This is a genomic window from Sporosarcina sp. FSL K6-5500 (assembly GCF_038005665.1).
Taxonomy (GTDB): Bacteria; Bacillota; Bacilli; order Bacillales_A; family Planococcaceae; genus Sporosarcina; species Sporosarcina psychrophila.
Genome location: NZ_JBBOTP010000001.1, coordinates 4354873 through 4377194 on the forward strand (window position 1 = coordinate 4354873; position 22322 = coordinate 4377194).

Below are 22322 nucleotides of genomic sequence, written 5' to 3' on the forward strand. Positions count from 1 at the left end.
ACTTTTTAATTGGACTCTACTTTAGGTGCTTGTATGATAGGTTGTTTAGCCGCTGTGGACGTTTCTTCTTTAGCTCTTTTTGCTTTCAATTTAAAATATTCATCCACAGCTTGTTCTGCAATTTGATTGTTTGCATATGTGTAGCCACGCGGAACTGTAGAGATATTAGGAATGACGACTGCATAAGCTATTTCTGGGTTTTCATAAGGCGCAAAACCGACATGTGATAGGTTGATTGTCGGTTTTCCAGAGCTAAATGCCTGCGCCGTCCCCGTTTTCCCGGCTCCATCATATTCTTTTCCAGCAAAGAAATTCGGGGCCGTCCCTTTAGCCCCGTAATACACGTAGTGCATTCCACGCTTCACTTGAGCAATTTCCGCATCAGTATTCTGGATCCTATTTAAGATATTGACCTCTGTTTCTTGAATAAGGGGACCAAGAATTTTACCGTCTTCAGATGGTTCGCGAATTTCTTTTAATACTTTCGGAGCCACCCGATAACCACCATTTGCAATTGTTGAGACGTATTGAGCAAGTTGTAGTGTTGTATAAGTATCGTACTGTCCAATGGATAAATCCAATAAAATACCGATTGAATTACTATCCCCAATCAGCCCGCCTGACTCGCCCGGTAAATCAATGCCGGTTTTTGTTCCAAGTCCGAAAGAAGCGAAAGATTGTCGGAACGTATCGAATGCATTTTTTCTAATAAGCGCCGAGTCTTCAGAGCTATTGTTAGAATTCGCCAAGGCCAATGCAATACGGAACATGTATACGTTCGAAGACCTACCGATTGCTTCAATATCAGTTACAGCAACCCTAGAGTTTTGATTAAACAGCGATCTTTTTGTAATACCACCGATTCTAATTGGTTCATCTATCTTCGTTTCGCCGATACGTACCACATTTTCCTGATACCCTGTAAGAAGCGTCGCCATCTTCACTGTTGATCCAGCCTCGTGAAGTGCAGTGAACGTACCAAATGCATAGTCCCATATTTCGAGCTTGCCTGTTTCTGGATTCGTAACAACCTGCTTGCCTACAAGTGATAGAACTTCACCGTTATTCGGATTCATCATGACTAAGAAAGCCCTGTCCAATTCTCCGGTATTTGGTTTTCTTTTTAATTCCAACAGTTTATCCGAAACTATATTTTCAAGTGTCTCTTGCAGTTCGCTATCAATCGTCAGAATAAGATCCTTGCCAGGTTCGCCTTGTCGGATTGTTTTCGTTTCGACGACACGGCCGCTACGATCTTTAATATTCTTCACAATTGTTTTTTGCCCTTTTAATAAATCTTCATAATATTGCTCAATATAACTTTTTCCAACACGGTCATTTCTTGAATAATCCCGTGCCAGGAAATACTTCTCACGAGATTTAGGAATACCTTCAATGGGACTCGTGGTTGTCCCTAGAATCGTATTGTCTGATTTCCTCACACGCTCCCAATCTGTCGTTGTATCCACGCCCGGTAACTCTCCTAGACGTTCAGATACAGTTGCGAATTCCTCATCCGTCACATTCCCACTTTTAACGATTTGTGGGGAGTACGCATAGCCCGACATCATTTCTCTGTAAATCGCAAGTACTTCTAGCTCCTCTTCCGTAAAAGAATCAATTTCTTCGTCCGTAATTCGTTCTCGTGTAAGCCTATTAATCTCCTTCTGCAATTCCGTCCGTGAAAGTGTACTATCCTTTTCCAGCGCCTCTTGTTCCTTTATAGAAACCTTTTTCAACGCAGCCTCAGAATTCTTTAAAATCCAAAAATCTCTCTTATCCCCAATGGTAATCCTTTTCGTATCTTGTTCAATCAAGATCGCAAGTTGCTCAGCGACTTTTAGCATATCTGCTGAAGTCGTCGACGTCATTTTCGTATATGTAATGGCGTTTTTCGGATCATTATCAACAAGAACGCGTCCCATGCGGTCAAATATTTTCCCCCTTGGCACGCTTGTATTGATAGGGATTTCTTCCTTTTTTTCCAACTCGCGGGAATATTCTTCCCCTTTAACGATTTGTAAATAACCAAGGCGAAAAATGAGCAATGAAAATAGGACAAAGATTGAAAAGAATAGGAAGTTCATTCGGAATGCGATATGTTTTCGTTGGCGTATTTTAGCCTGATCCGCCTTACGCACCTGTTTTTTCATAATGTCCCCCCTCGTTAATCATTTTGAATTATAACACTCAAAACAACAAAAGCACACATCTTGACGAACAAGATGTGTGCTTGGTTCCTTCTAGATAAAGTTATAAATTTATTTACCGAAACGTTTTGCAACTTCGTCCCAATTAACAACATTCCAAAATGCTGAAATATAGTCAGGGCGACGGTTTTGATAGTTTAGATAGTAAGCATGCTCCCAAACGTCTAGTCCTAGAAGAGGCGTTTTGCCTTCCATGATTGGTGAATCTTGGTTTGGAGTTGACATAATTTCAAGTTCTCCGCCATTCAGTACGAGCCAAGCCCATCCTGATCCAAAACGAGTTGCACCCGCTTTTGCGAATTCTTCTTTAAATGCATCAAAGCTACCAAACTTGTTGTCGATTGCTTCAGCAAGTGCGCCTGATGGATTGCCGCCACCTTCTGCTGATAAAAGTTCCCAGAAAAGTGAATGGTTTGCGTGACCGCCACCGTTGTTACGGACAGCCGTACGTTTGCTTTCAGGTACTGCATCAAGGTTCGCAATAAGTTCTTCGATAGATTTGTTTAGAAGTTCTTCATTTCCTTCAAGAGCGTTATTCAAGTTCGTTACATATGCATTATGGTGTTTAGTGTGATGAATGTTCATCGTTTCTTTGTCGAAGTGTGGTTCAAGTGCATCATAAGCGTAAGGTAGTTCTGGTAATTTGTAAGTCATTTGTCCATTCCTCCTCAAGAGATTCATAAATATGCTACCTTTCAACATTATCAAAATTATGAATAACGTTCAAATAAAATGGACTATTTAGGAACGTTTCATTTGATAAAGAAAATAAAGACTGCAATCATCACAACCATGACAAGTCCTTTTGTCACAACCGAAGTGAGAAATCCAACGAGCGAACCAATGCCTGTCTTTACAGACTGCTTCACTCCGGACCGAGATACGACAAGTTCCGCAATGACCGCACCTAAAAATGGCCCAACTAAAATACCAGCAACCGGAATGACGAAAGGACCGATAAGAAGTCCAATTGTACTTCCCCACATCCCCGCCTTAGAGCCACCGAACTTTTTCACACCGACGAGATTCGATAGTGTGTCTGCACCGAACAGCAAGATAACGAATAATACCTGAATGATCCAAAACCAAATAGTCATCCCTTCAAATGTATCGATGAGTCCATATAGAAGGAAACCTCCTACAATGAAAAGAGCCGTTGGAATGATCGGATATACGAGTCCGGCAAAAGCAATAATAAACATGGCAATTGCAATAATCCAACCTATAACTTCCAAAAAACCATCCCCTTATTCGAACGATTATGCTCTGTTTCCAAGAATTGCTTCGGCTATATTTACGGCATGGTCACCGACCCGCTCTAAGTTAGAAACAATATCGACAAATACCATTCCAGATTGCGCTGTACAACGACCTTCATTAAGCCTCAAAATATGATTTTTTCTAAATTTCCGTTCCATCTTGTCAATGAGAACTTCTTTTTCAGCAACCGTTCTTGCCATTTCCATATCATTTTGATTGAGTGCGTCAACAGCTTTCTGAACGGTTTCAATCGTTAGCGTGAACATTTCCGTCAAATCATTCATCGCATCTTCCGTCAATTTTACGCGGTTAACATCACGATAGTCAATGAGTTCAATGATATTTTCGAAATGATCACCAATGCGTTCAATATCACGAACCGTATCCATAAGCATAAAGTGACGTGCAGATTCAACTGGCGAAATACTAACTGAAGTAATTTCAACAAGATAGTCCGTAATCTTGCGGTCCAAGTTATTAATGGCATCTTCAATTTGATAAGCAGTCTCTGCGTGTTTTTTATTACCCGTTTTCAAGTATTCGAAAGATTCCTGTAAACCACGGACACCGAATTCACCCATACGAATAATTTCTTCTTTCGCTTGTCCGATTGCAACTGCAGGTGATTGTTCTATAAAGTGCCTGTCCAAATGCTTCGGCTTGTATTCTATTAATACATCTTCACCTGGGATCATTTTTGTAACCAACCAAGCCCATGCTCCAATTAGAGGGAATTGGATGATTGTATTGGCAATGTTGAACGAACCGTGTGCAAATGCAATTTGCATTTTATTTTCAAGGGTCAATACCCCTGATATCCACTCGACATACGCAGTGAAGGGTATAAGAAGTAGCATGAATATGACCGTTCCGACAACATTAAATAATACGTGTGCTGCGGCAGCACGCTTTGCCGCTACCGATGCTCCGATTGAAGCAAGCACAGCTGTAATCGTTGTTCCAATATTATCTCCGAATAAAATTGGTAATGCTCCATTGATATCGACGAGATTTTCTGCATAAAGCCCTTGCAAAATACCAACTGTCGCACTGGAGCTTTGAACAATCAAAGTAAATACCGTTCCAACCACGACGCCGAGCATAGGCTGGTCACTCATCGATATCATTAGATCTGTAAACGTTTCTAATTCCCTAAGCGGCTTCATCCCACCACTCATTAATTCAAGTCCTAGAAACAGGCCACCAAATCCAAAAATAACTTCACCTATATTTCTAATTGAACTCTTTTTAATGAAAAAGATTAGGAACGCCCCAAACGCCATAATCGGAAGTGCATAGGCTCCTACATCTAATCCGATGATAAAAGCAGTAACAGTCGTTCCGATATTCGCTCCCATTATGACGCCAATCGCTTGACGAAGCGTCATGAAACCTGCGCTCACAAGTCCTACGGTAATAACAGTCGTCCCAGAACTCGATTGAATCAAGACTGTGACGATAATTCCGACAAGTACACCCATGAACGGATTCGTCGTGAATCGGTCAAGGATTGCGCGGAGCCTATCACCCGCCGCTTTTTGAAGGCCATCTCCCATATACTTTATAGCGAACAAGAAAATTCCGAGTCCACCAAGAAACTGAAACAGCATTTCCTGCCAGTTTACCTCCATTACGCAGTCAACCCCTCATTATGCTTTATGTATTGCATCTCATTATGAGGATAGTCACCCCAAATTGTAAATAGTAGTAGTCGAATCTTTACATTCCCTTTACAATTGATTTACGAAACGTCATCATTCTGTCGAAAATAGTAGCGCGCACAATTGCGTCGTAAAATGATAGACTGTTATTGATGGAGGGGGTTTTATAGTGAAGTTCCACCAACTAGTCAAAGCAGCAATCCATGAACCTAAAAAATTAGCAGCCTTTCGCCTATTACCTATCGGCAAAGTGTTTCGCTATATTTTCATTTTCGTTGCGTTGTTCACATTGCTATCATTCACCCGTTATATAGCAGGAGATGCAGTCTTATTCGAATCATCGCCAGAACTGCTCGAACATGGAGAAACAATCGGTGGACTCATATATCCAATTGCATTTCTTCTGCAGCTCGTTATCAGTACGACTTATATCTTCATCCGAATCAGTATTTTTGGTTACGTGGGAATCCTGTTGTTAAAACTGATGAAAAGACGAGGAGAATACCGTCATATGTGGAGAACTTCCGCTATCGCGATTACCATCCCTATTCTTCTGACCATCGGACTTGATTTCTTTCCGGCAATGAAAAACGTTAGTACAGGTATTACATCCCTTGTCCACTTCGCTTATATTGCGGCGGCGGCTAAGTACTATCCCAAAATACCTCGATGAATACTTCCTCTTTTCGTGCATATAGTGGCGAAAGGGGGAATTTCCATGAGAATACTACTACTCGCAGCCTTATTATTCGTAACCGTTCATTTCATCCGACTCGATTTAATGGAAGGCACAATCCCGCTTGCTTCTTTTGTTCAAGAACAGCCTGCATGTGAAGAAGAACAAGTCAAGACGATACCTGTCACAACAGTTGATGGAGATACGATTGAAACACTATTCTCATTGTATCCCGATCCCGAATCTGGCTTCATTGATAGATTGGCTTCCTTCTATTCATTGAACCCACATCTTCAAAATCAACAGATTATTGGAGGCGAGAAAATCGTACTCCCACTTACGGTTATGCAAACGGAAAAATGCATAGAGTCTAATCGATAAGGGTTGTCCCTTGTCTTTTTGCTATGAAGATTGCTAAAATAGTTATAGTTATGAGGCTAATGCCGACTAAGGAGCGAAATAAATGAATGCTATGATAAACAGAAAAAACACACGTCCTGTACGAGTTGGCAACCTGACAATCGGCGGAAGTGATGAGCTTTTCATCCAAAGTATGACAACGACCAAGACACATGACGTCGAAGCAACAGTCGCAGAAATCATGCGTTTAGAAGATGCCGGATGCCAAATTGTCCGTGTTGCGTGTCCAGATGAGCGCGCGGCATATGCTATCGGTGAAATCAAAAAACGCATCAACATTCCTCTTGTAGTCGATATCCATTTCGACTATAAATTAGCGTTGATCGCTATTGAACAAGGGGCAGACAAAATTCGGATTAACCCTGGTAATATCGGAAGACAGGCAAAAGTCGAAGCTGTCGTCAATGCAGCTAAAGCAAAAGGTATTCCGATTCGAATTGGTGTCAACGCCGGTTCACTTGAGAAAAAAATTCTTGAAAAATATGGCTATCCAACTGCCGACGGAATGGTAGAGAGTGCTCTGCATCATATTAAAATATTGGAAGACCTTGATTTCCACGATATCATCGTGTCGTTAAAAGCTTCCGATGTAAATTTAGCGGTCGAAGCGTATCAAAAAGCTGCGGCAGCATTCGATTATCCCTTACACCTCGGTATTACAGAGTCTGGGACGTTGTTTTCGGGGTCTATTAAGAGCTCTGCGGGTCTCGGCACCCTTCTATCAGCAGGCATCGGCAACACGATGCGTGTATCACTGAGTGCCGATCCTGTCCAAGAGGTTAAAGTGGCACGGGAGTTGCTAAAAATATTCGGTCTTTCCTCAAACGCCGCTACACTTATTTCATGCCCTACATGCGGACGAATTGAAATTGACCTTATTACGATCGCAAATGAAATTGAAGAATATATTTCGCATATTAAAGCTCCACTTAAAGTGGCAGTGCTTGGCTGTGCAGTCAACGGTCCCGGCGAAGCGCGTGAAGCGGATATTGGAATCGCGGGTGCACGTGGCGAAGGCCTTCTCTTCATGAAAGGAAAAACAGTCCGCAAAGTACCGGAAGCAACGATGGTTGAAGAGTTAAAAATCGAAATCGACAAGCTTGCGGAAGAGTATTTCGAAAAGAAAAGACAGGAAGAACTCCTCCTGCAAGGTGAGACAGCGGAATGAGAAACCTCCGCTTCGGCATCGACATTGATGGTACAGTGACATGCCCCACTTCTCTCTTGCCGCATATCAATGAACAGTTCGGATGTAATCTTGTCCTTGATGATATTAAAGAATATGACTTAACAAAAGCATTTACAGTAGATGAAAAAGCATTCTACGAGTGGTATAAAGGTGCGGAGGCACATATTTACAAAACGTCTCCCGCACAACAATATGCCAAAGACATTTTAACTAGCTTTCAAGCGCAGTTTGAACTGTATTACATTTCTGCCCGTGGCCATCATGTCTATGACTCCACGCTGGACTGGTTCAAACAACAGGAAATCCCGTACGATCATATCGAACTTGTCGGAAGTCATTATAAAATTGAGACCGCGAAAAAGTTCGGTGTTCATGCATTTTTTGAAGACAAGCATGACAACGCGGTTGAAATCCATGAAGAACTCGACATTCCTGTCATACTATTTGACACACCGTATAACAGGATGCCGATTCCTGAAGGCGTCATCCGAGTCTACGATTGGCAAGAAGCGAATAGTTGGATCAAGAAGTTATTTCCTATAGAAGAACCATCATTTAATTAAAAAAACGGTGTGAAACTCTCATGATAGAGTTTCACACCGTTTTTTCGACTTAGAATTATGTTTAGCTTCAGCGCCCTAGACCCTCGAGTCGCTTCAAGCCTTGTAGAGACGCCACTACGTACCCGCAAGGCTGCAGGGTACGTAGTGGGGAAGGATTGAACTTCATCCCTCCTTGTCGCGACAGGACGTCACGGTTTTAAGACCGCTTCCTCTTAAGTGGCGCACTTATGCTGCGTTCCTTTTAGGCGCCTTCCGCTTTTCATTGTGTCTAGCTTCAGGCGCCAGCCGCTCTGGTCATAAGCAATCCAGCTATGTGGCAAAGATCGCCACGTCGCTGGATCGACTTATGCCTGTCGCATCTGGAAGGCGCCTTCCGCTTTTCATTGTTCCACACATAGCGGACATTTTCCGTAGATTTCGAATTTATGTCCTTCCACTTCATAGTCGGGTAAATTAACAGTAATCATTTCCATAGGGCAATGCGGGATGCTGCGCGTCTTACCACATGCAGTACAGATGAAATGATGATGGTGGATGCCTGGATCACATTGCATACGGAAATTTCGTTCCCCATTCAAATCGGTTTCTTCCAGAATACCGAGTTCAGAAAACGTCGTCAAGTTTCGATAAATTGTATCGAAACTTATTCCAGGGTTATCCTTCGCCATGAAATTCTTCACTTCAAGAGCCGTTAAATAGCGGTCTTTATGCGAAAAGAACTGTAAAATTGTATCTCTATTTTTCGTCCGTTTAAATTGATTTTCCTGAAGAATCCGCCATGCCTCATCGAGTGTCATACCAACTCCCCCTTCACTGTACGGGCATTACGTCCGCCTTGTATTTTCTTCCAAGCGAGTACCACTAACAAAATAACTATCGATGTGACGACAATCGTTCCCCCCGGAGCAATATCAAGATAATAGGCAGAAACAAGTCCAATGATAACCGCTAACTCACCGAAAATAATGGAGTAGATCATCGCGCTCTTAAAACTTTTCGCAAGTTGGATAGCTGCCGCTACCGGAATCGTCATAAGTGATGATACAAGTAAAATACCGACAATCCGCATAGAAGCCCCAATAACAAGCGCTACAATGATCATGAACACCATCTGGATATAGCGTGAATTAATACCAGAAACCTTGGCATACTCCCCATCGAATGATAAGGCAAATAGTTCTTTATAAAGAAATCGGATATATGTGATGACAATGATTGCAATGATGATAACAACGAAAAGATCCTGCCTGCTAACCGCTGACACTGAACCGAATAAATAGCCAATCAAATCAGAGCCATAGCCTTTCGATAATGAGATGAAAATAGCGCCAAGGCCAATACCTGCCGACAAAATAACCGGAATTGCAAGTTCTTCATAATGACGGTATGCCCCCCGCAACTTCTCAATCAGTAGTGACCCACCTACTGCAGATGCGATCCCAAGGTAAACTGGGTTCAGCGCAGCAAAGAAGAGCACTTGCTGGCTTAAATAAAGGCTTCCAGCGATTCCCGCAAGTGCAACATGACTGAGCGCATCCGCAATCAGGGAAAGACGTCTGACGACGATAAACAAGCCAAGTAAAGGAGCGATGACACCGATGATTAAGCCGGAAAGAAATGCATTTTGCAAAAACTCATACGATAAAATATCATTAATCATCGTTCCACCTCATCCGTGTGCTGATGGACGCGGCGAACTGGGTGTCCATACCATCTAGAAACGTCATCATCTTCCATCTTTTTATAATCGGATTGTTTACCGTGAAAATGAATTGTTCGGTTCAAACAAGCCACATGGGTTGCGAGATCAGTAACAAGGTCAATTTCATGTGTCACAAGTAAAATCGCAATTCCGTGCTCACGATTTAATGTATTGAGCATAGAATAAAACGACGCGACATTTTGCTGATCAATACCAACTGTCGGTTCATCCATAATAAGAAGATCTGGTTTTCCTGCAAGCGCTCTTGCAATGAACACACGCTGCTGCTGGCCACCGGAGAGCTCGCCCATATTCCGTTGTGCGAAAGTGTCCATACCGACTATGCTAAGCGCTTCTAATGTTCGCTGCTCATCTTTTTTTGAAAAGCTTTTGAACATTCCTACTTTCCGAGTTAATCCGCTCCGCACAACTTCAAGAACGGTTGCTGGGAAACCAGAGTTAAAAGAATTGGATTTCTGTGAAACATAGCCAATCCGTTCCCGGTGCTTAAATGATTCTATTTCCGAACCGAAAAGCTTTACTGTTCCACTCGTTGGTTGTAAGAGACCGAGAATAATATTGATGAGTGTTGATTTACCAGAACCATTTGGCCCTATCAACGCCCAAAATTCACCCTCTCCTACCTCAAGAGAAATATGATCAAGGGCGATTGACTGTTCATAATTGAAACTGACATCGTCCAATTGAATAAGATTATTTGTCATTTTACTATCCTTTCTTTGAAACAGGAATCATTCCGATTCACTCGTCAAATTATAAACCATGACACGACCGGATACAACCATTTAAGAAAGAAGGGATTATTAGTGGATTATGCTCAACTACTGAATGAAGTCAAAATGAGAAGTGATGATGAAGTGAAAATCATTGCAAAGCAATATGGAATTGACTTATCTAAGACAGAAATAAGGGCACTTCGACCATTGCTTGATGAAATTTCTTTCCATTGGCTTTTCACCGGTGTTCCTGAAACGTTTATCAATAAAATCCGTGGAGCTATTGGTGATAGAAAGACTGAAATCCTATTCAAGAAGTATTTAGACTCCACCAAGTGATAAATTTATTTAAAAGAAGAAAACCCGCCTGCGTATATATACTTTGCAGGCGGGTTTTCTATTTAAATTCTTAGCAGATCAATCTTATCTGGTTGAAACGATTTCGCCTTAAACATTTCTATCTCAAATTTATAAGGTGCCGATGTTTTCTTTGGATCCAGACCCACAAATGGTGTTTCAAGAATTTTAGGAATCGATTGGAATCCTTCATGATGGACAATATAAGAAAGTGGTTCAAAGCCGATATGGCCGAAACCTATATTTTCATGTCGGTCCTTCATTGCACCGCGCTCGTTCTTACTATCATTAACATGAATAACAGATATTCTGTCCATGCCCACAATTTTATCGAACTCGTTTAGCACTCCTTCAAAATCACCAACGATATCATAGCCCGCATCATGAACGTGACAAGTATCAAAACAAACCGATAAACGCTCGTTATGTGTGACTCCATCGATAATCGCGGCAATTTCATCAAAGTTACGACCGCATTCAGTCCCTTTCCCCGCCATCGTTTCGAGAGCTATGCGGACGGGATAGTCCTGGGAAAGCACTTCATTTAGTCCTTCGATAATTTTCGCGATCCCTAGGTCAACACCAGCACCAACATGCGCGCCTGGATGAAGAACAATCTGGTCAACGCCAAGTGCAGCTGTGCGCTCGATTTCACTTTGAAGGAAGTCGACACCAAGTCTGAATGTCTCGGGCTTTAACGTATTAGCAATATTGATAATATACGGAGCATGGACGACGATATTTGACTGACCATTTTCCTCCATACTAAGATGGCCCGCTGCAATATTCAGTTCCTCAATCGGCTTCCTCCGTGTGTTCTGGGGTGCACCGGTATAAATCATGAATGTAGTTGCTCCGTAACTTGCAGCTTCCACGCTTGAGCCTAACAACATTTTGCTTCCGCTCATCGAAACATGGGAGCCAAGCAATAGTGGCTTATCATTTGTCATTTTTTACGTTTCAGTCTCCTTTCTCTCTTTTTGAAGCTCTCTACTTGCTGAGCCATTTTCTTTTTATAGCCTGGTTTCACTTTCGACGGCTTTGGTACGAATGAGATTGCTTTACGGTCAATATCATCTACTTCTTTTACTCGATTTCGTCTTGAATGACGCTCTTTTACTTCAACCCACTCACCATTTTTTACTTCTTCATGAACAAATGGAATACCCATCTTTTCAATTCTGACTACTTTATCGTCTTCAGAAGGTTCATACAGTGTAATTGCCGTTCCCTTAAGCCCAGCACGTGCAGTACGTCCCACGCGGTGAATGAAAAATTCAAGGTCATCAGGAAGTTCGAAGTTAATAACGTGACTGACACCAGGAATATCAATTCCGCGTGCCGCAAGGTCTGTCGCTACTATATATTGGAATTCTAGATCCCGGATTTGCTTCATCATTCGTGTCCGTTCACGCGGTGTTAAATCGCCGTGAATTCTTCCGACTTTAATGCCGCTTTCTGCAAGGTAAGTTGCGAGTCCTTCAGCGTTTTGTCTTGTATTCATAAAGATGATTGCCAAATAAGGATTGATCCCTTCCATTACTTGCAGTAACTTTTTCTTTTTACTCATACTGCGAACAGGTACTAGGGAGTAGTGCATCCCTTCCGTCAATGGTTTGCGTTCACCAATTTTTACATGAACAGGTGATTCCATGTATTTAGTTAGGAACGGTTTTAGCTTTTCCGGAATCGTTGCAGAAAATACGTACATTTCAAGTTTAGCAGGCATTTTTGCTGCGAACTTATCGATATCTTCAATAAAGCCCATGTCGAATGCAAGGTCCGCTTCATCTATAACCAAGATTTTTGCTGTATGAATTACAAGTGCCCCATTTTCGGACATATCGTTAATTCGTCCTGGCGTTCCAACGATAATATGCGGATTCGATTTTAATTTCCCGATAGACCGCTGCTTGTCCGTACCACCTATGAGCAGCGAACTGCGCACCTCCGTGCCTTCTGTCATCTTCGCAAGTTCATTGTACAGTTGCGTCGCCAACTCTCTTGTCGGGGCCGTGATAACTGCTTGCAGTTCATCGACAGTTGCATCTGTCCGTTGTAATATCGGTATAAGGAAACTGTGGGATTTCCCCGTTCCTGTATGTGCTTGTCCGATTGCATTTGTACCCTTCAGAATAAGCGGTATGATTTCCTTTTGGATCGGTGTCGGATTTTCAAAGCCGAGCCTCCCGATTGCTTCCCGTAAAAACGGTTTAAATTGATAGTCTGTAAATTTAGACATTCGTAACCCTCCTAATGTACACCTATTATAACACGATTTCGTTCCGCCGTATGCGATTTTCGCATAGTATACTATGTGAAAGTCCATTCTGATTTATTGAAAGGAGATAATTATGAGATATGAATCCTTTTATCCATTCGCGCGACAACAACCGCCACCGGCTCCTATGGGACAAATGAACTTCGGACCACCTCCTCAAATGGGGCAATTGCAGGCACCTATACAACCATTCATGAATGGTCCACAGAACGATCCATTTGGTGGCCCTATGGGGGGTCCACAGAACAATCCATTAGGTGCTCAAATGAATGGCCCGCAGAACAATCCATTAGGTGGTGGCCCTATGGGTGGTCCAGGAGAGCAACCAATTCCATCAAAAATGGAATCGTATATGCAAACGGCAAACCAATTCTTAAACACAGCCCAGCAATTCGCTCCTGTGGTCCAACAATTCGCGCCAATGGTTCAAAACTTGCCCGCAATGTGGAGATTGTACAAAGGCTTTCAATCACTTCCGGTAGCTGGTGCCGCTAGTTTACCTACAAGTGGAGCAGCTGCCGCACGGTCAGTTGCTAATGTCACTTCCGGACTGTCAGCCCCCCGTATTTTTCAGCCGCCCATCCGATAATTTTGAATCCGCCGTCCAACTCCGTTATAATGGATGGTAGATCCTATTAGAGGAGTGAAACGACATGAAAGTATTAAAGATTACCCCTAGAGGTTATTGCTATGGGGTTGTCGATGCAATGATCATCGCAAGAAATGCGGCACTCGACAAAACATTGCCGAGACCCATTTATATATTGGGAATGATTGTCCATAACAAACATGTTACAGATGCGTTTGAAGAAGATGGCATCATCACGATTGATGGTGAAAATCGTCTAGAAATTCTTGAAAAAGTTGAGACAGGTACAGTGATTTTCACAGCACATGGTGTTTCTCCTGAAGTGCGGGAGCTTGCGAAAAGAAAAGGCCTTGTATCGATTGATGCAACTTGTCCTGATGTAACTGTCACCCATGACTTGATTGGGGAAAAAACTGCAGAAGGCTACGACATCATTTACATCGGAAAAAAATATCATCCAGAACCAGAAGGTGCAATCGGTGTGGCACCTCACGCGGTCCATTTGATAGAAACGATTAAGGATGTCGAAAATCTTACTGTACAGAACGCTAAATTGCTTGTCACAAACCAAACAACAATGAGCCAATGGGATGTTGTTCACATTATGGACGCACTTAAACTGAAATATCCACATATCGAAGTTCATAAGGAAATTTGTCTTGCTACTCAAGTAAGGCAGGAGGCCGTCGCACAGCATGCCGGGGAATCAGACCTTCTTATCGTCGTAGGAGATCCGAAGAGCAACAACTCGAATCGCCTGACACAAGTCTCTGTCGAAATTGCCAACACTCCATCATACCGAATCTCGGATCTTTCGGAACTCGATGTGAAGTGGTTGGAAGGTGTTGAAACTGTCTCTGTCACTGCGGGTGCTTCGACACCAACTTTGATTGTTCGTGAAGTAATTGCTTTCCTTGAGAAGTTCGATCCTGAAGATACTTCTACACATCTTCCAGAACGGAAATTCCTAGTAGAAAAAATTCTACCTAAAATTAAAAACCCTACACCTGTGATACGAATTGAACCGTACACAACAACTTAATATAAGCTTCTGGCGCTTAGAGCTAGACACTATTCCGTGTCGAAAAACATATTTTATCTTTAAAATGAACCAGCCTCTTTTACAGAGGCTGGTTTTTTTCATCAAACATTATCAAATGAAAGTAAACGGTTCTGTGACAATTTCCGATTCGATAAACAAGACATTATAGCTAGCCTGCGCGCAAGCTGCCTGCATATAGTCCGCAACACCTTGAATCATTACTTTCTCAATATTGTGCCCCGGGTCGATGACAGCAATACCCATCGCTTCTGCGTCATGTGCAACATGGTAATACAAATCCCCGGTTACCAGAACATCCGCTCCGCTTCGTTTAGCAGCTCCTATATATTTATTCCCATCTCCGCCCAAGACAGCAACTTTTCGAATCTGCTTGTTTGGATCACCCACAAATCGAAGTGCCGGGACATCAAAAGCTTTTTTTACAAGTTCCGCAAATTGTCCAAGTGTTGTCTTTTCCAAAAGTTTCCCAACACGACCAAGACCATAGTCAGTTGACTGTTGATCAAGAACGACTAAATCATACGCAGGTTCTTCGTATGGATGGACTTCTAACATCGCTTTTAGTACCTTACTGCGAATAGGTCCAGGGACAACCACTTCGATTCTTTCCTCTTCAACTGCCTCACTTTTACCCATTTCACCAATAAACGGCTCAGCCCCCTCGACAGGTGTGAAACGCCCAATACCTGATGCGCTAAAACTGCATCCGACGTAATCGCCAATTGCACCAGCACCCGCTTTTTCCAGCTTTTGTCTAATGTCATCCGCATGTGTTGCGGGGCTGAAGACAACCAGTTTATAAAGTGACTCAGAATGCGTCGACTCAACTATTTTCGTGTCAACCAAACCAAGTTTTTCAGCGAGCATATCATTCACTCCGCCCGGTGCAACGTCAAGATTTGTATGTGCCGCATAGACAGCTATATCATTTTTAATGCACTTTTCGATCATGCTACCTTGCGGCATGTCTGTTAATAGGCTTTTCAACGGCCTGAAGATTGGTGGATGGTGCGCGATAATAAGGTTGGCACCTTTTCGAATCGCCTCATCAATCACTTCTTCATTGACATCCAATGTAACAAGCACATTTTCTACAGTTCGATTCAATTGCCCGATATGAAGACCGACTGGATCTCCATCCATTGCAAATCGTTTTGGGGACCACTTTTCAAAAAGCGCAATAATTTCATGACCATTCACTTTTTTCACGTTGTCAACACCTTCCTAACTAACGCAATATGACGTACCAACTGTACTTTTTTCGTTTTTATTGCCTCTGTTTCAATTGTTTTTTCGAGGGAATCAAGTACGCGATTCCATTCCGACAATTCACTTTCCCACTTTTCAATGAATACGTCGGTTTTTGAAGTCAATAACAAAGGTCCTGCCATTAATTCTAGTTCCTCATAGACCGCTTGCCCTTTTTCCATCACGATAATTTCATATATTTTGCCGTCTTCTTTCAAAATGTGTTCTTTTATTATTTTCCAACCGTTAGAAACGGCCCATTCTCGGATTGCTCTAGAATATATATTCGGTTGTGCGATGATTCGCTTCACTTGAGAAAGACGGTCTTTTCCGCTCTCCAAAATTGTAGCGATGAGCGGTCCACCCATCCCCGCGATTGTCACCGTATCGACAGCATCATTTTCTTCAATAGCGAATAAACCATCTGCCAATCGCACGGTAATCGCATCGGAAAAACCTTCACGTCTCACATTTTTAACCGCAGACTCAAATGGCCCTTTGGCTACTTCTCCTGCGACTGCCCTCTTCACTTTCTTTGTATGAATGAGGAAACATGGCAAATAAGCATGGTCGCTGCCGATATCTGCAACGACTGCACCCTCGTCAACGAAAGAAGCAACCGCCTTCAATCTGTTAGATAATCGTTCGGAATTCAATTGATCGCCGCCTTTCAATACTTTTATTGTATTGGATTTTGTCGTATTTTGCACTTTATCCTATTTGTTGAAATTAAGAATCCTATTGAATTCGCAGCGGGGCTAAGAGTAACCTTCGCTTTGTTTATGTAAGTATTCAATAGTTCAACATAAAAAACAGAAAAAGCCATCAGTTTACAGAAATGCTCTGCTAACTGACAGCTCTTCCTAATTAAGGATTATTTAAGTGATAAAATATAATCTGCCATAGCGTCAAGCTCGGCATCATCCGAAACGAGTCCTGCTGGCATTCCGCCATCAGTACCGTCTTTTATGATGTTTTTAATTTCATCCTTAGACAGTTTAGTTCCAACCAGTCCTGGTCCCATTCCGCCTGTAAGGTCTCCACCGTGACAGCCGATACATTTCCCTTGAGCAACTGCTTCAGCATCAAATTCCGCAGAACTTGGAGCTTCTTCAGTTACCCCCTCTTCGCCTTGTTCAGCGATTTCACTTTTCTGTTCAAGTCCATAAAGGGACATGAAGAAAATAAGACCGATTCCAAGCGCAAAAATAAGAATATAAGGAATTATTGGATTTTTTCCCATTGAATTACCCTCCTTTATCAGGATCTATTCTGTAATGAATACAGTACACAACTATTATTGTACTGTATTCAATAGAAAACTGAAAGGGTTAACGATGATCTTTTCGGTGTTTGTGACAATTTCGACAAATATTTTATTATTATCTAGCTACAGGCACCAAATGCTCGGGTCTAAGCGGGTGCAAGACGCTTTTATTGTTAACAGCCAATTAGTCTGGCAATGACCATTCTTTGGACTTCCGAAGTTCCTTCTCCAATTTCAAGAAGCTTGGCATCCCTCATATAGCGTTCGACTTCATATTCTTTCATATAGCCATAACCGCCATGAATCTGGATTGCTTCACTCGCTACTTCCATAGCAATTTCCGATGCATATAGTTTACACATGGAAGCTTCTTTCGAGAATGGACGTCCTTGATCTTTCAGCCATGCTGCTTTATGGACCATATTGCGTGCAAGCTCAATTTTCATCGCCATATCTGCCAGCTTAAATTGTGTTATCTGGAATTCAGAAAGAGTTTTGCCGAATTGCTTACGTTCTTTAGAGTAGCGAAGTGCCCGGTCAAATGCCGCCTGAGCGATTCCTACTGCCATAGCACCGATCCCAATACGTCCACCGTCTAACGTTACGAGGAATTGTCGGAAACCGTTACCTTGAGTCCCTAGCAGGTTCTCTTTTGGTACTCGGACGTTGTCAAGCACAAGTTCTGTCGTATTAGAAGCATTTAGCCCCATTTTTTCATAGTTATCAATAACCGTGAAGCCTTCTGCATCAGTCGGAACGATTATTGCACTAATTTCTTTCTTTCCGTCTTCATTCCCAGTGATAGCAGTAATTGCAAGGTGCTTGGCATAGCTCGCATTCGTGATAAACACTTTAGAACCGGTGATGACATAATCGTCCCCGTCTTCTTTTGCTGTCGTTTGCGTCCCCCCCGCATCCGAGCCCGCATTCGATTCTGTCAATCCAAATGCGCCTAATGATTCCCCTGTACAAATTGGCGTCAAATACCTCTGTTTCTGTTCTTCAGTGCCAAATAGGTTGAGCGGTGCCCCTCCCAAAGAAATATGCGCCGAATATGTAATTCCTGTTGATGCACATGCCCGGCTCAGTTCTTCCGTAACAATTGCGAAACTTACTGTGTCGGCTCCTCCGCCCCCATATTCCTCAGAAAACGGTAAACCCATCATTCCCATTTCGGAGAGCTGTTTAAACACCTGTACTGGAAATTCTTTTGTCCGGTCGCGGTCGATTGCACCTGGTGCAACAACTTCATCTGCGAATTCCCGAATCATTTTTTTAATCATCTGTTGTTCTTCTGTCAAATCGAAATTCAACATCTTCATCCCCTTTGTTGTGAACGCTTACAATTTCAATTATAACGAATTGTCTACCGTTTTCACAACTATTACTGAAAGAATAGGAGAATTCAGAACGAAACAAGTAAAAATACGATGATTAATAGTAGCCCAGCTGCACCAGAGATTGTGAAATACTGTAATTTTAGCATACGTCCTGCAAATAGCCAGAGCGCACAGTTCAACATAAGTAATCCGATTAGTAACATCGTATGCCCATCGAAAAAGACAACCCATAGCTTCAGTGACATTAATAACAACATTAAGGATGCCAGTATGTATAAAATAGGTGCTATTCCCATTTGAATCATTGATTTACGCATCGTCAACAGGAGAAACGAGAACAAAACAACAGCCGTCAAGGTAAGTGTCCACCCTGGGTATTGGGTAAATACGAACATGCCTCCACTAACGATTATCGCTAGTATGGTCATCAAAACAATTTTCCGTTCCAATTTCTTTTTTTCCTTGACAAGAATGGCTTCGGTGGCTTTCACTTCCTTCTCATCCTGCCCTTGAGCATAGAGAGTAATTAGAAAATCACAGTAATGTTCCGGCAACAACTTATTCTGCTTCCAATATTTTATTTCCGAAATAATCATTCGTTTTCGCTGTGGATTCATAGTATAAATCGCTCCTTGAAAAGTGTAGGTAAATCAGAGAGCGCCAATCAGCTGCCCTGTTGCTTAACAGTGAAAAAAGCATCGGCACAAATTATGCCGATGCCCTTTTTTATTCAAGAAAGTCTTTTAGTCGTTTACTTCTAGATGGGTGACGCAGTTTGCGTAATGCTTTTGCCTCGATTTGACGAATTCGTTCACGGGTTACGCCAAACACTTTACCGACTTCTTCAAGTGTTCTTGTACGACCATCATCAAGACCAAAACGCAGACGAAGCACGTTTTCTTCCCTGTCTGTCAACGTATCGAGTACGTCTTCCAGTTGTTCTTTCAATAACTCATATGCTGCATGATCAGACGGTGACTGAGCCTCTGAGTCTTCTATGAAGTCACCGAGGTGAGAATCATCTTCTTCCCCAATTGGCGTTTCAAGTGATACAGGTTCTTGTGCAATTTTTAGGATTTCACGTACTTTTTCAGCAGTTAAATCCATTTCTTCTCCAATTTCCTCTGGAGATGGTTCACGACCAAGATCCTGTAGTAATTGACGCTGAACACGAATCAACTTATTGATGGTTTCAACCATATGAACTGGAATCCGGATTGTACGGGCTTGGTCCGCGATTGCACGGGTGATTGCCTGACGTATCCACCACGTTGCGTACGTACTGAACTTGAAGCCTTTCGTATGGTCGAATTTCTCGACTGCTTTAATGAGCCCCATGTTTCCTTCTTGAATTAAATCAAGGAACAGCATGCCACGTCCGACATACCGTTTTGCAATACTTACGACTAGACGCAAGTTGGCTTCTGCAAGCCTCTTTTTCGCCTCTTCATCGCCATCCAGGATGCGAATTGCAAGTTCAACTTCCTCCGCACCTGTCAGTAAATCAACACGCCCAATTTCTTTCAAGTACATTCTTACAGGATCGTTGATTTTAACACCTGGTGGGACACTGAGGTCATTCAAATCGAACTTTTCTTCTGCCACTACTTTCCCCTCATCGCCGGCTTCTTCATCGGCTTTGCGGTCCATTTCAATTCCTTGTACTTCAATCAAATCAAGGAATTCTTCGAACTGTTCAGGTTCCATTTCAAACACAGATAACTTCTCAGTTACCTCATCGAGCGTAAGTTCACCTGTTTTCTTTCCGGCCTCCAACAGGTTTGCCTTCACTTCTTCAACAGTCATTTCAATTTCCATATCTTCTGTTTGCTCTTTTTTGCTCATCTTACCCGTTCCTCCTAAGTACACCGGAAAACGACTACAATGTCGTCAATGATTTCCGGAGCTGTATAATTTCCCTGGCCAGCTCCAGCGCCCGGGTATGATCATTTATTTTTTCTGCTTCTTTCGATTCATGGATCTTTGCATGGATTGTCAAACTAATTTTATATTTTTCAAGGTGACTGATACAATCAGCTATTTCTTCCGCAGCGTGTTCAGGATCTCTTTCCACCATTGCAGATTCTAATACAATTTTTCTAAGTTCTCGGTCTTCCAACGATTCCGCAAACCTGTGGAAATCAGGTATTCCGTGTTGTTCATAAAACCCAGCGAGCCGAATGAAGATAGCAACATAATCTTCTCGAACGAACAGGTTTTGCTTGTCCAATCGTATTCGATCAAACAATTCCCCATCACTTAACAGGTGAAAGAGCAACAATCGCTCTGCACGCTCAGTACCGGTCTTCTTTCTGATTGGAACAGTAGGTTGAGGACGCATAGTTTCCCCATGCTTTGGTTCTGTTTTTGCTTTCTTCGCTTGATGTCCCGCCATTTTTATAAACTGCTGATTAATGGCTTCGATTGATACACCAGTCACGGTTGAAAGCTGCCGGAAATAAAGATCCCGCTCTACTGGCGATGAACGCTTCGCTAATTCTTCCAATACTTCATGGATATATTGCAACACATCGTTTTCATAAGATAGGTTCTTTGATCGCTTTGCATATGCCATTATGAATGACATGAATGAATGGGGATTACCGATGACCTTTTCGCGAAATGCATCACCGCCATGCTCTGTGATGTAGTCGTCGGGGTCCATCTTTCCAGGCAACAACGCGATTTTAACATCCAACCCTTTTTGGGTGGCCATGTCTGCGAATCGTTTTGCCGCTTCCCATCCAGCATCATCTCCGTCACAGCAAATGATAAGATCTTTAGCAATTCTTTTTAATTTCAGCAGATGTGTATCTGATAAAGATGTGCCCATTACGGCAACACTATTCGTCACACCAGCACGATCAGCAGATATCGTGTCCATAAATCCTTCAAACAGTATTACTTTACCCGTTTTCCGGACGTTAAGACGTGCATTGTGAAAATTGTACAGAATATGACTCTTTTCGAATATTGGGGTTTCGGGACTATTTAGGTATTTGGCTTCCTGTTTTGAACCGGTAAGTATACGTCCAGAAAATGCTACAACGTTACCATTGTCGTCATGAAGCGGGAACATGATACGTGCTCGAAATCTGTCAAAATAGCCAGTCCCATCGTCTTTCATGATGCAAAGCCCAGCACGTTCCATATCCCTCATATCGAAACTCTTACGCTTTAGTAGACCCGACAGCGCTTCATTATCATTTAGCGACCACCCGATTCCATATTTTTCGATACTCTCTCTCGTAAACCCTCTTTTTTCAAGATATTCTAGTGCTTCTTCACCTTCTACAGTGTTTAGGAGTAGATGACTATAAAAGTTTGCAGCAAGAGCATGCGCTTCAATCATAGATTTAAATTCATTATGCTGCTTTGCTCCGGATCCTTCACCCACTGTAGCATCGATTTCAATACCAGTTCGTTCAGCGAGCTTTACAACGGCTTCGGTGAAAGGGCTATTTTCAATATCCATAATGAAGGTAATCGCATTTCCACTAGCGCCACATCCGAAACAATGGAAGAGTTGTTTATCTTCTGTAACTGAGAAAGAAGGTGAACTTTCATCGTGAAACGGGCAAAGCCCGAACCAGTTCTTTCCTCTTTTTGTAAGTTGCACATATTCTCCAATTAAATCTACAATATCAGTCTTTGATCGGACGGCTTCTATAGTCTCTTCTGGTATTCTCGTCATCCTATCACCAACCACTCTATCAAGATTAAATTCGAGATAGTATTCAAAAACCCTTCATTTTCGAC

At 42.4% G+C, this 22322-nt stretch carries 23 protein-coding genes; 7 read left to right on the plus strand and 16 right to left on the minus strand.

From position 1 onward, the window contains the following. Positions 1–5: 5 nt before the first annotated feature. The 4 genes from MKX62_RS20930 to MKX62_RS20945 all read right to left on the minus strand — a co-directional run bounded on the left by MKX62_RS20930 (position 6) and on the right by MKX62_RS20945 (position 5101). A complete protein-coding gene (locus tag MKX62_RS20930; RefSeq protein WP_067210201.1) occupies positions 6–2153 on the minus strand; it encodes a peptidoglycan D,D-transpeptidase FtsI family protein in 2148 nt (715 codons plus the stop codon). A gap of 108 nt (positions 2154–2261) precedes the next feature. Next, the gene (locus MKX62_RS20935; protein WP_067210203.1) at positions 2262–2864 is read right to left on the minus strand and encodes a superoxide dismutase; all 603 of its coding nucleotides are present in this window, start codon (positions 2862–2864) and stop codon (positions 2262–2264) included. 98 nt (positions 2865–2962) lie between these two features. Next, positions 2963–3445 carry a DUF456 domain-containing protein gene (locus MKX62_RS20940; protein WP_067210206.1) on the minus strand — a complete coding sequence of 161 codons (483 nt, stop codon included), beginning with the start codon at positions 3443–3445 and terminating at the stop codon, positions 2963–2965. A gap of 24 nt (positions 3446–3469) precedes the next feature. Next, positions 3470–5101 (minus strand): Na/Pi cotransporter family protein, encoded by a 1632-nt coding sequence (locus MKX62_RS20945; RefSeq protein WP_067210208.1) that lies wholly within the window; start codon positions 5099–5101, stop codon positions 3470–3472. 199 nt (positions 5102–5300) lie between these two features. Here MKX62_RS20945 and MKX62_RS20950 point away from each other — a divergent pair, with 199 nt between their 5' ends. The 4 genes from MKX62_RS20950 (at position 5301) to MKX62_RS20965 (ending at position 7979) form a co-directional block, all read left to right on the plus strand. Next, positions 5301–5804 carry a DUF1189 family protein gene (locus MKX62_RS20950; RefSeq protein WP_340742237.1) on the plus strand — a complete coding sequence of 168 codons (504 nt, stop codon included), beginning with the start codon at positions 5301–5303 and terminating at the stop codon, positions 5802–5804. Between the two features lie 45 nt (positions 5805–5849). After that, entirely contained in the window at positions 5850–6188 is a 339-nt protein-coding gene (locus MKX62_RS20955; RefSeq protein WP_340742238.1) for a hypothetical protein, read from the plus strand. 82 nt (positions 6189–6270) lie between these two features. Continuing rightward, the gene (gene ispG / locus MKX62_RS20960; protein ID WP_067210215.1) at positions 6271–7395 is read left to right on the plus strand and encodes a flavodoxin-dependent (E)-4-hydroxy-3-methylbut-2-enyl-diphosphate synthase; all 1125 of its coding nucleotides are present in this window, start codon (positions 6271–6273) and stop codon (positions 7393–7395) included. Continuing rightward, positions 7392–7979, plus strand: a complete 588-nt coding sequence (locus MKX62_RS20965; protein ID WP_067210218.1) for a 5' nucleotidase, NT5C type — start codon at positions 7392–7394, stop codon at positions 7977–7979. Before ispG ends, MKX62_RS20965 begins: the two co-directional genes overlap by 4 nt. Before the next feature lie 380 nt (positions 7980–8359). Here MKX62_RS20965 and MKX62_RS20970 read toward each other — a convergent pair whose 3' ends face one another. Genes MKX62_RS20970 through MKX62_RS20980 form a run of 3 tightly spaced genes read right to left on the minus strand, consistent with a single transcriptional unit; the run spans position 8360 to position 10406 of the window. Continuing rightward, a complete protein-coding gene (locus MKX62_RS20970; protein WP_067210219.1) occupies positions 8360–8776 on the minus strand; it encodes a Fur family transcriptional regulator in 417 nt (138 codons plus the stop codon). After that, positions 8773–9639 (minus strand): metal ABC transporter permease, encoded by an 867-nt coding sequence (locus tag MKX62_RS20975; RefSeq protein ID WP_338656420.1) that lies wholly within the window; start codon positions 9637–9639, stop codon positions 8773–8775. The genes MKX62_RS20970 and MKX62_RS20975 overlap by 4 nt, the downstream gene beginning before the upstream one ends. Next, positions 9636–10406: a metal ABC transporter ATP-binding protein gene (locus MKX62_RS20980; protein WP_067210223.1), complete on the minus strand. Its 771-nt coding sequence runs from the start codon at positions 10404–10406 to the stop codon at positions 9636–9638. Before MKX62_RS20980 ends, MKX62_RS20975 begins: the two co-directional genes overlap by 4 nt. Before the next feature lie 102 nt (positions 10407–10508). Here MKX62_RS20980 and MKX62_RS20985 point away from each other — a divergent pair, with 102 nt between their 5' ends. After that, positions 10509–10757 carry a hypothetical protein gene (locus MKX62_RS20985; RefSeq protein ID WP_340742239.1) on the plus strand — a complete coding sequence of 83 codons (249 nt, stop codon included), beginning with the start codon at positions 10509–10511 and terminating at the stop codon, positions 10755–10757. A 62-nt stretch (positions 10758–10819) separates the two neighbouring features. Here the strand turns inward: MKX62_RS20985 and MKX62_RS20990 are convergent, their stop codons facing one another. Together MKX62_RS20990 and MKX62_RS20995 are read right to left on the minus strand one after the other, a co-directional pair. Then, a complete protein-coding gene (locus MKX62_RS20990) occupies positions 10820–11725 on the minus strand; it encodes a deoxyribonuclease IV (RefSeq protein WP_340742240.1) in 906 nt (301 codons plus the stop codon). Further along, positions 11722–13017, minus strand: coding sequence for a DEAD/DEAH box helicase (locus MKX62_RS20995; RefSeq protein ID WP_338656415.1), 1296 nt, complete (start codon positions 13015–13017; stop codon positions 11722–11724). The genes MKX62_RS20990 and MKX62_RS20995 overlap by 4 nt, the downstream gene beginning before the upstream one ends. A gap of 112 nt (positions 13018–13129) precedes the next feature. Between MKX62_RS20995 and vrrA the strand changes: the two genes are divergently transcribed. Together vrrA and MKX62_RS21005 are read left to right on the plus strand one after the other, a co-directional pair. Beyond that, positions 13130–13645 (plus strand): VrrA/YqfQ family protein, encoded by a 516-nt coding sequence (gene vrrA / locus MKX62_RS21000; protein ID WP_340742241.1) that lies wholly within the window; start codon positions 13130–13132, stop codon positions 13643–13645. 64 nt (positions 13646–13709) lie between these two features. Next, on the plus strand, positions 13710–14687 hold the full coding sequence (locus MKX62_RS21005) for a 4-hydroxy-3-methylbut-2-enyl diphosphate reductase (RefSeq protein ID WP_340742242.1): 978 nt from the start codon (positions 13710–13712) through the stop codon (positions 14685–14687). Positions 14688–14798: 111 nt separating this feature from the next. On the opposite strand, the gene MKX62_RS21010 is transcribed toward MKX62_RS21005, so the two are convergent. From MKX62_RS21010 to dnaG, 7 genes are all read right to left on the minus strand, one after another. Further along, a complete protein-coding gene (locus MKX62_RS21010) occupies positions 14799–15917 on the minus strand; it encodes a Nif3-like dinuclear metal center hexameric protein (RefSeq protein ID WP_340742243.1) in 1119 nt (372 codons plus the stop codon). Next, complete coding sequence (locus MKX62_RS21015; RefSeq protein ID WP_340742244.1) at positions 15914–16612, minus strand: tRNA (adenine(22)-N(1))-methyltransferase; 699 nt, start codon at positions 16610–16612, stop codon at positions 15914–15916. The genes MKX62_RS21010 and MKX62_RS21015 overlap by 4 nt, the downstream gene beginning before the upstream one ends. Positions 16613–16830: 218 nt before the next feature. Continuing rightward, positions 16831–17199, minus strand: a complete 369-nt coding sequence (gene cccA, locus MKX62_RS21020; RefSeq protein ID WP_067210244.1) for a cytochrome c550 — start codon at positions 17197–17199, stop codon at positions 16831–16833. Between the two features lie 197 nt (positions 17200–17396). Next, complete coding sequence (locus MKX62_RS21025; protein WP_067213966.1) at positions 17397–18536, minus strand: acyl-CoA dehydrogenase family protein; 1140 nt, start codon at positions 18534–18536, stop codon at positions 17397–17399. Between the two features lie 92 nt (positions 18537–18628). Further along, positions 18629–19180, minus strand: coding sequence for a hypothetical protein (locus MKX62_RS21030; RefSeq protein ID WP_187045105.1), 552 nt, complete (start codon positions 19178–19180; stop codon positions 18629–18631). 109 nt (positions 19181–19289) lie between these two features. Further along, entirely contained in the window at positions 19290–20408 is a 1119-nt protein-coding gene (gene rpoD, locus MKX62_RS21035; protein ID WP_067210248.1) for an RNA polymerase sigma factor RpoD, read from the minus strand. A gap of 34 nt (positions 20409–20442) precedes the next feature. Further along, on the minus strand, positions 20443–22257 hold the full coding sequence (gene dnaG, locus MKX62_RS21040; RefSeq protein WP_067210250.1) for a DNA primase: 1815 nt from the start codon (positions 22255–22257) through the stop codon (positions 20443–20445). Positions 22258–22322: the final 65 nt, after the last annotated feature.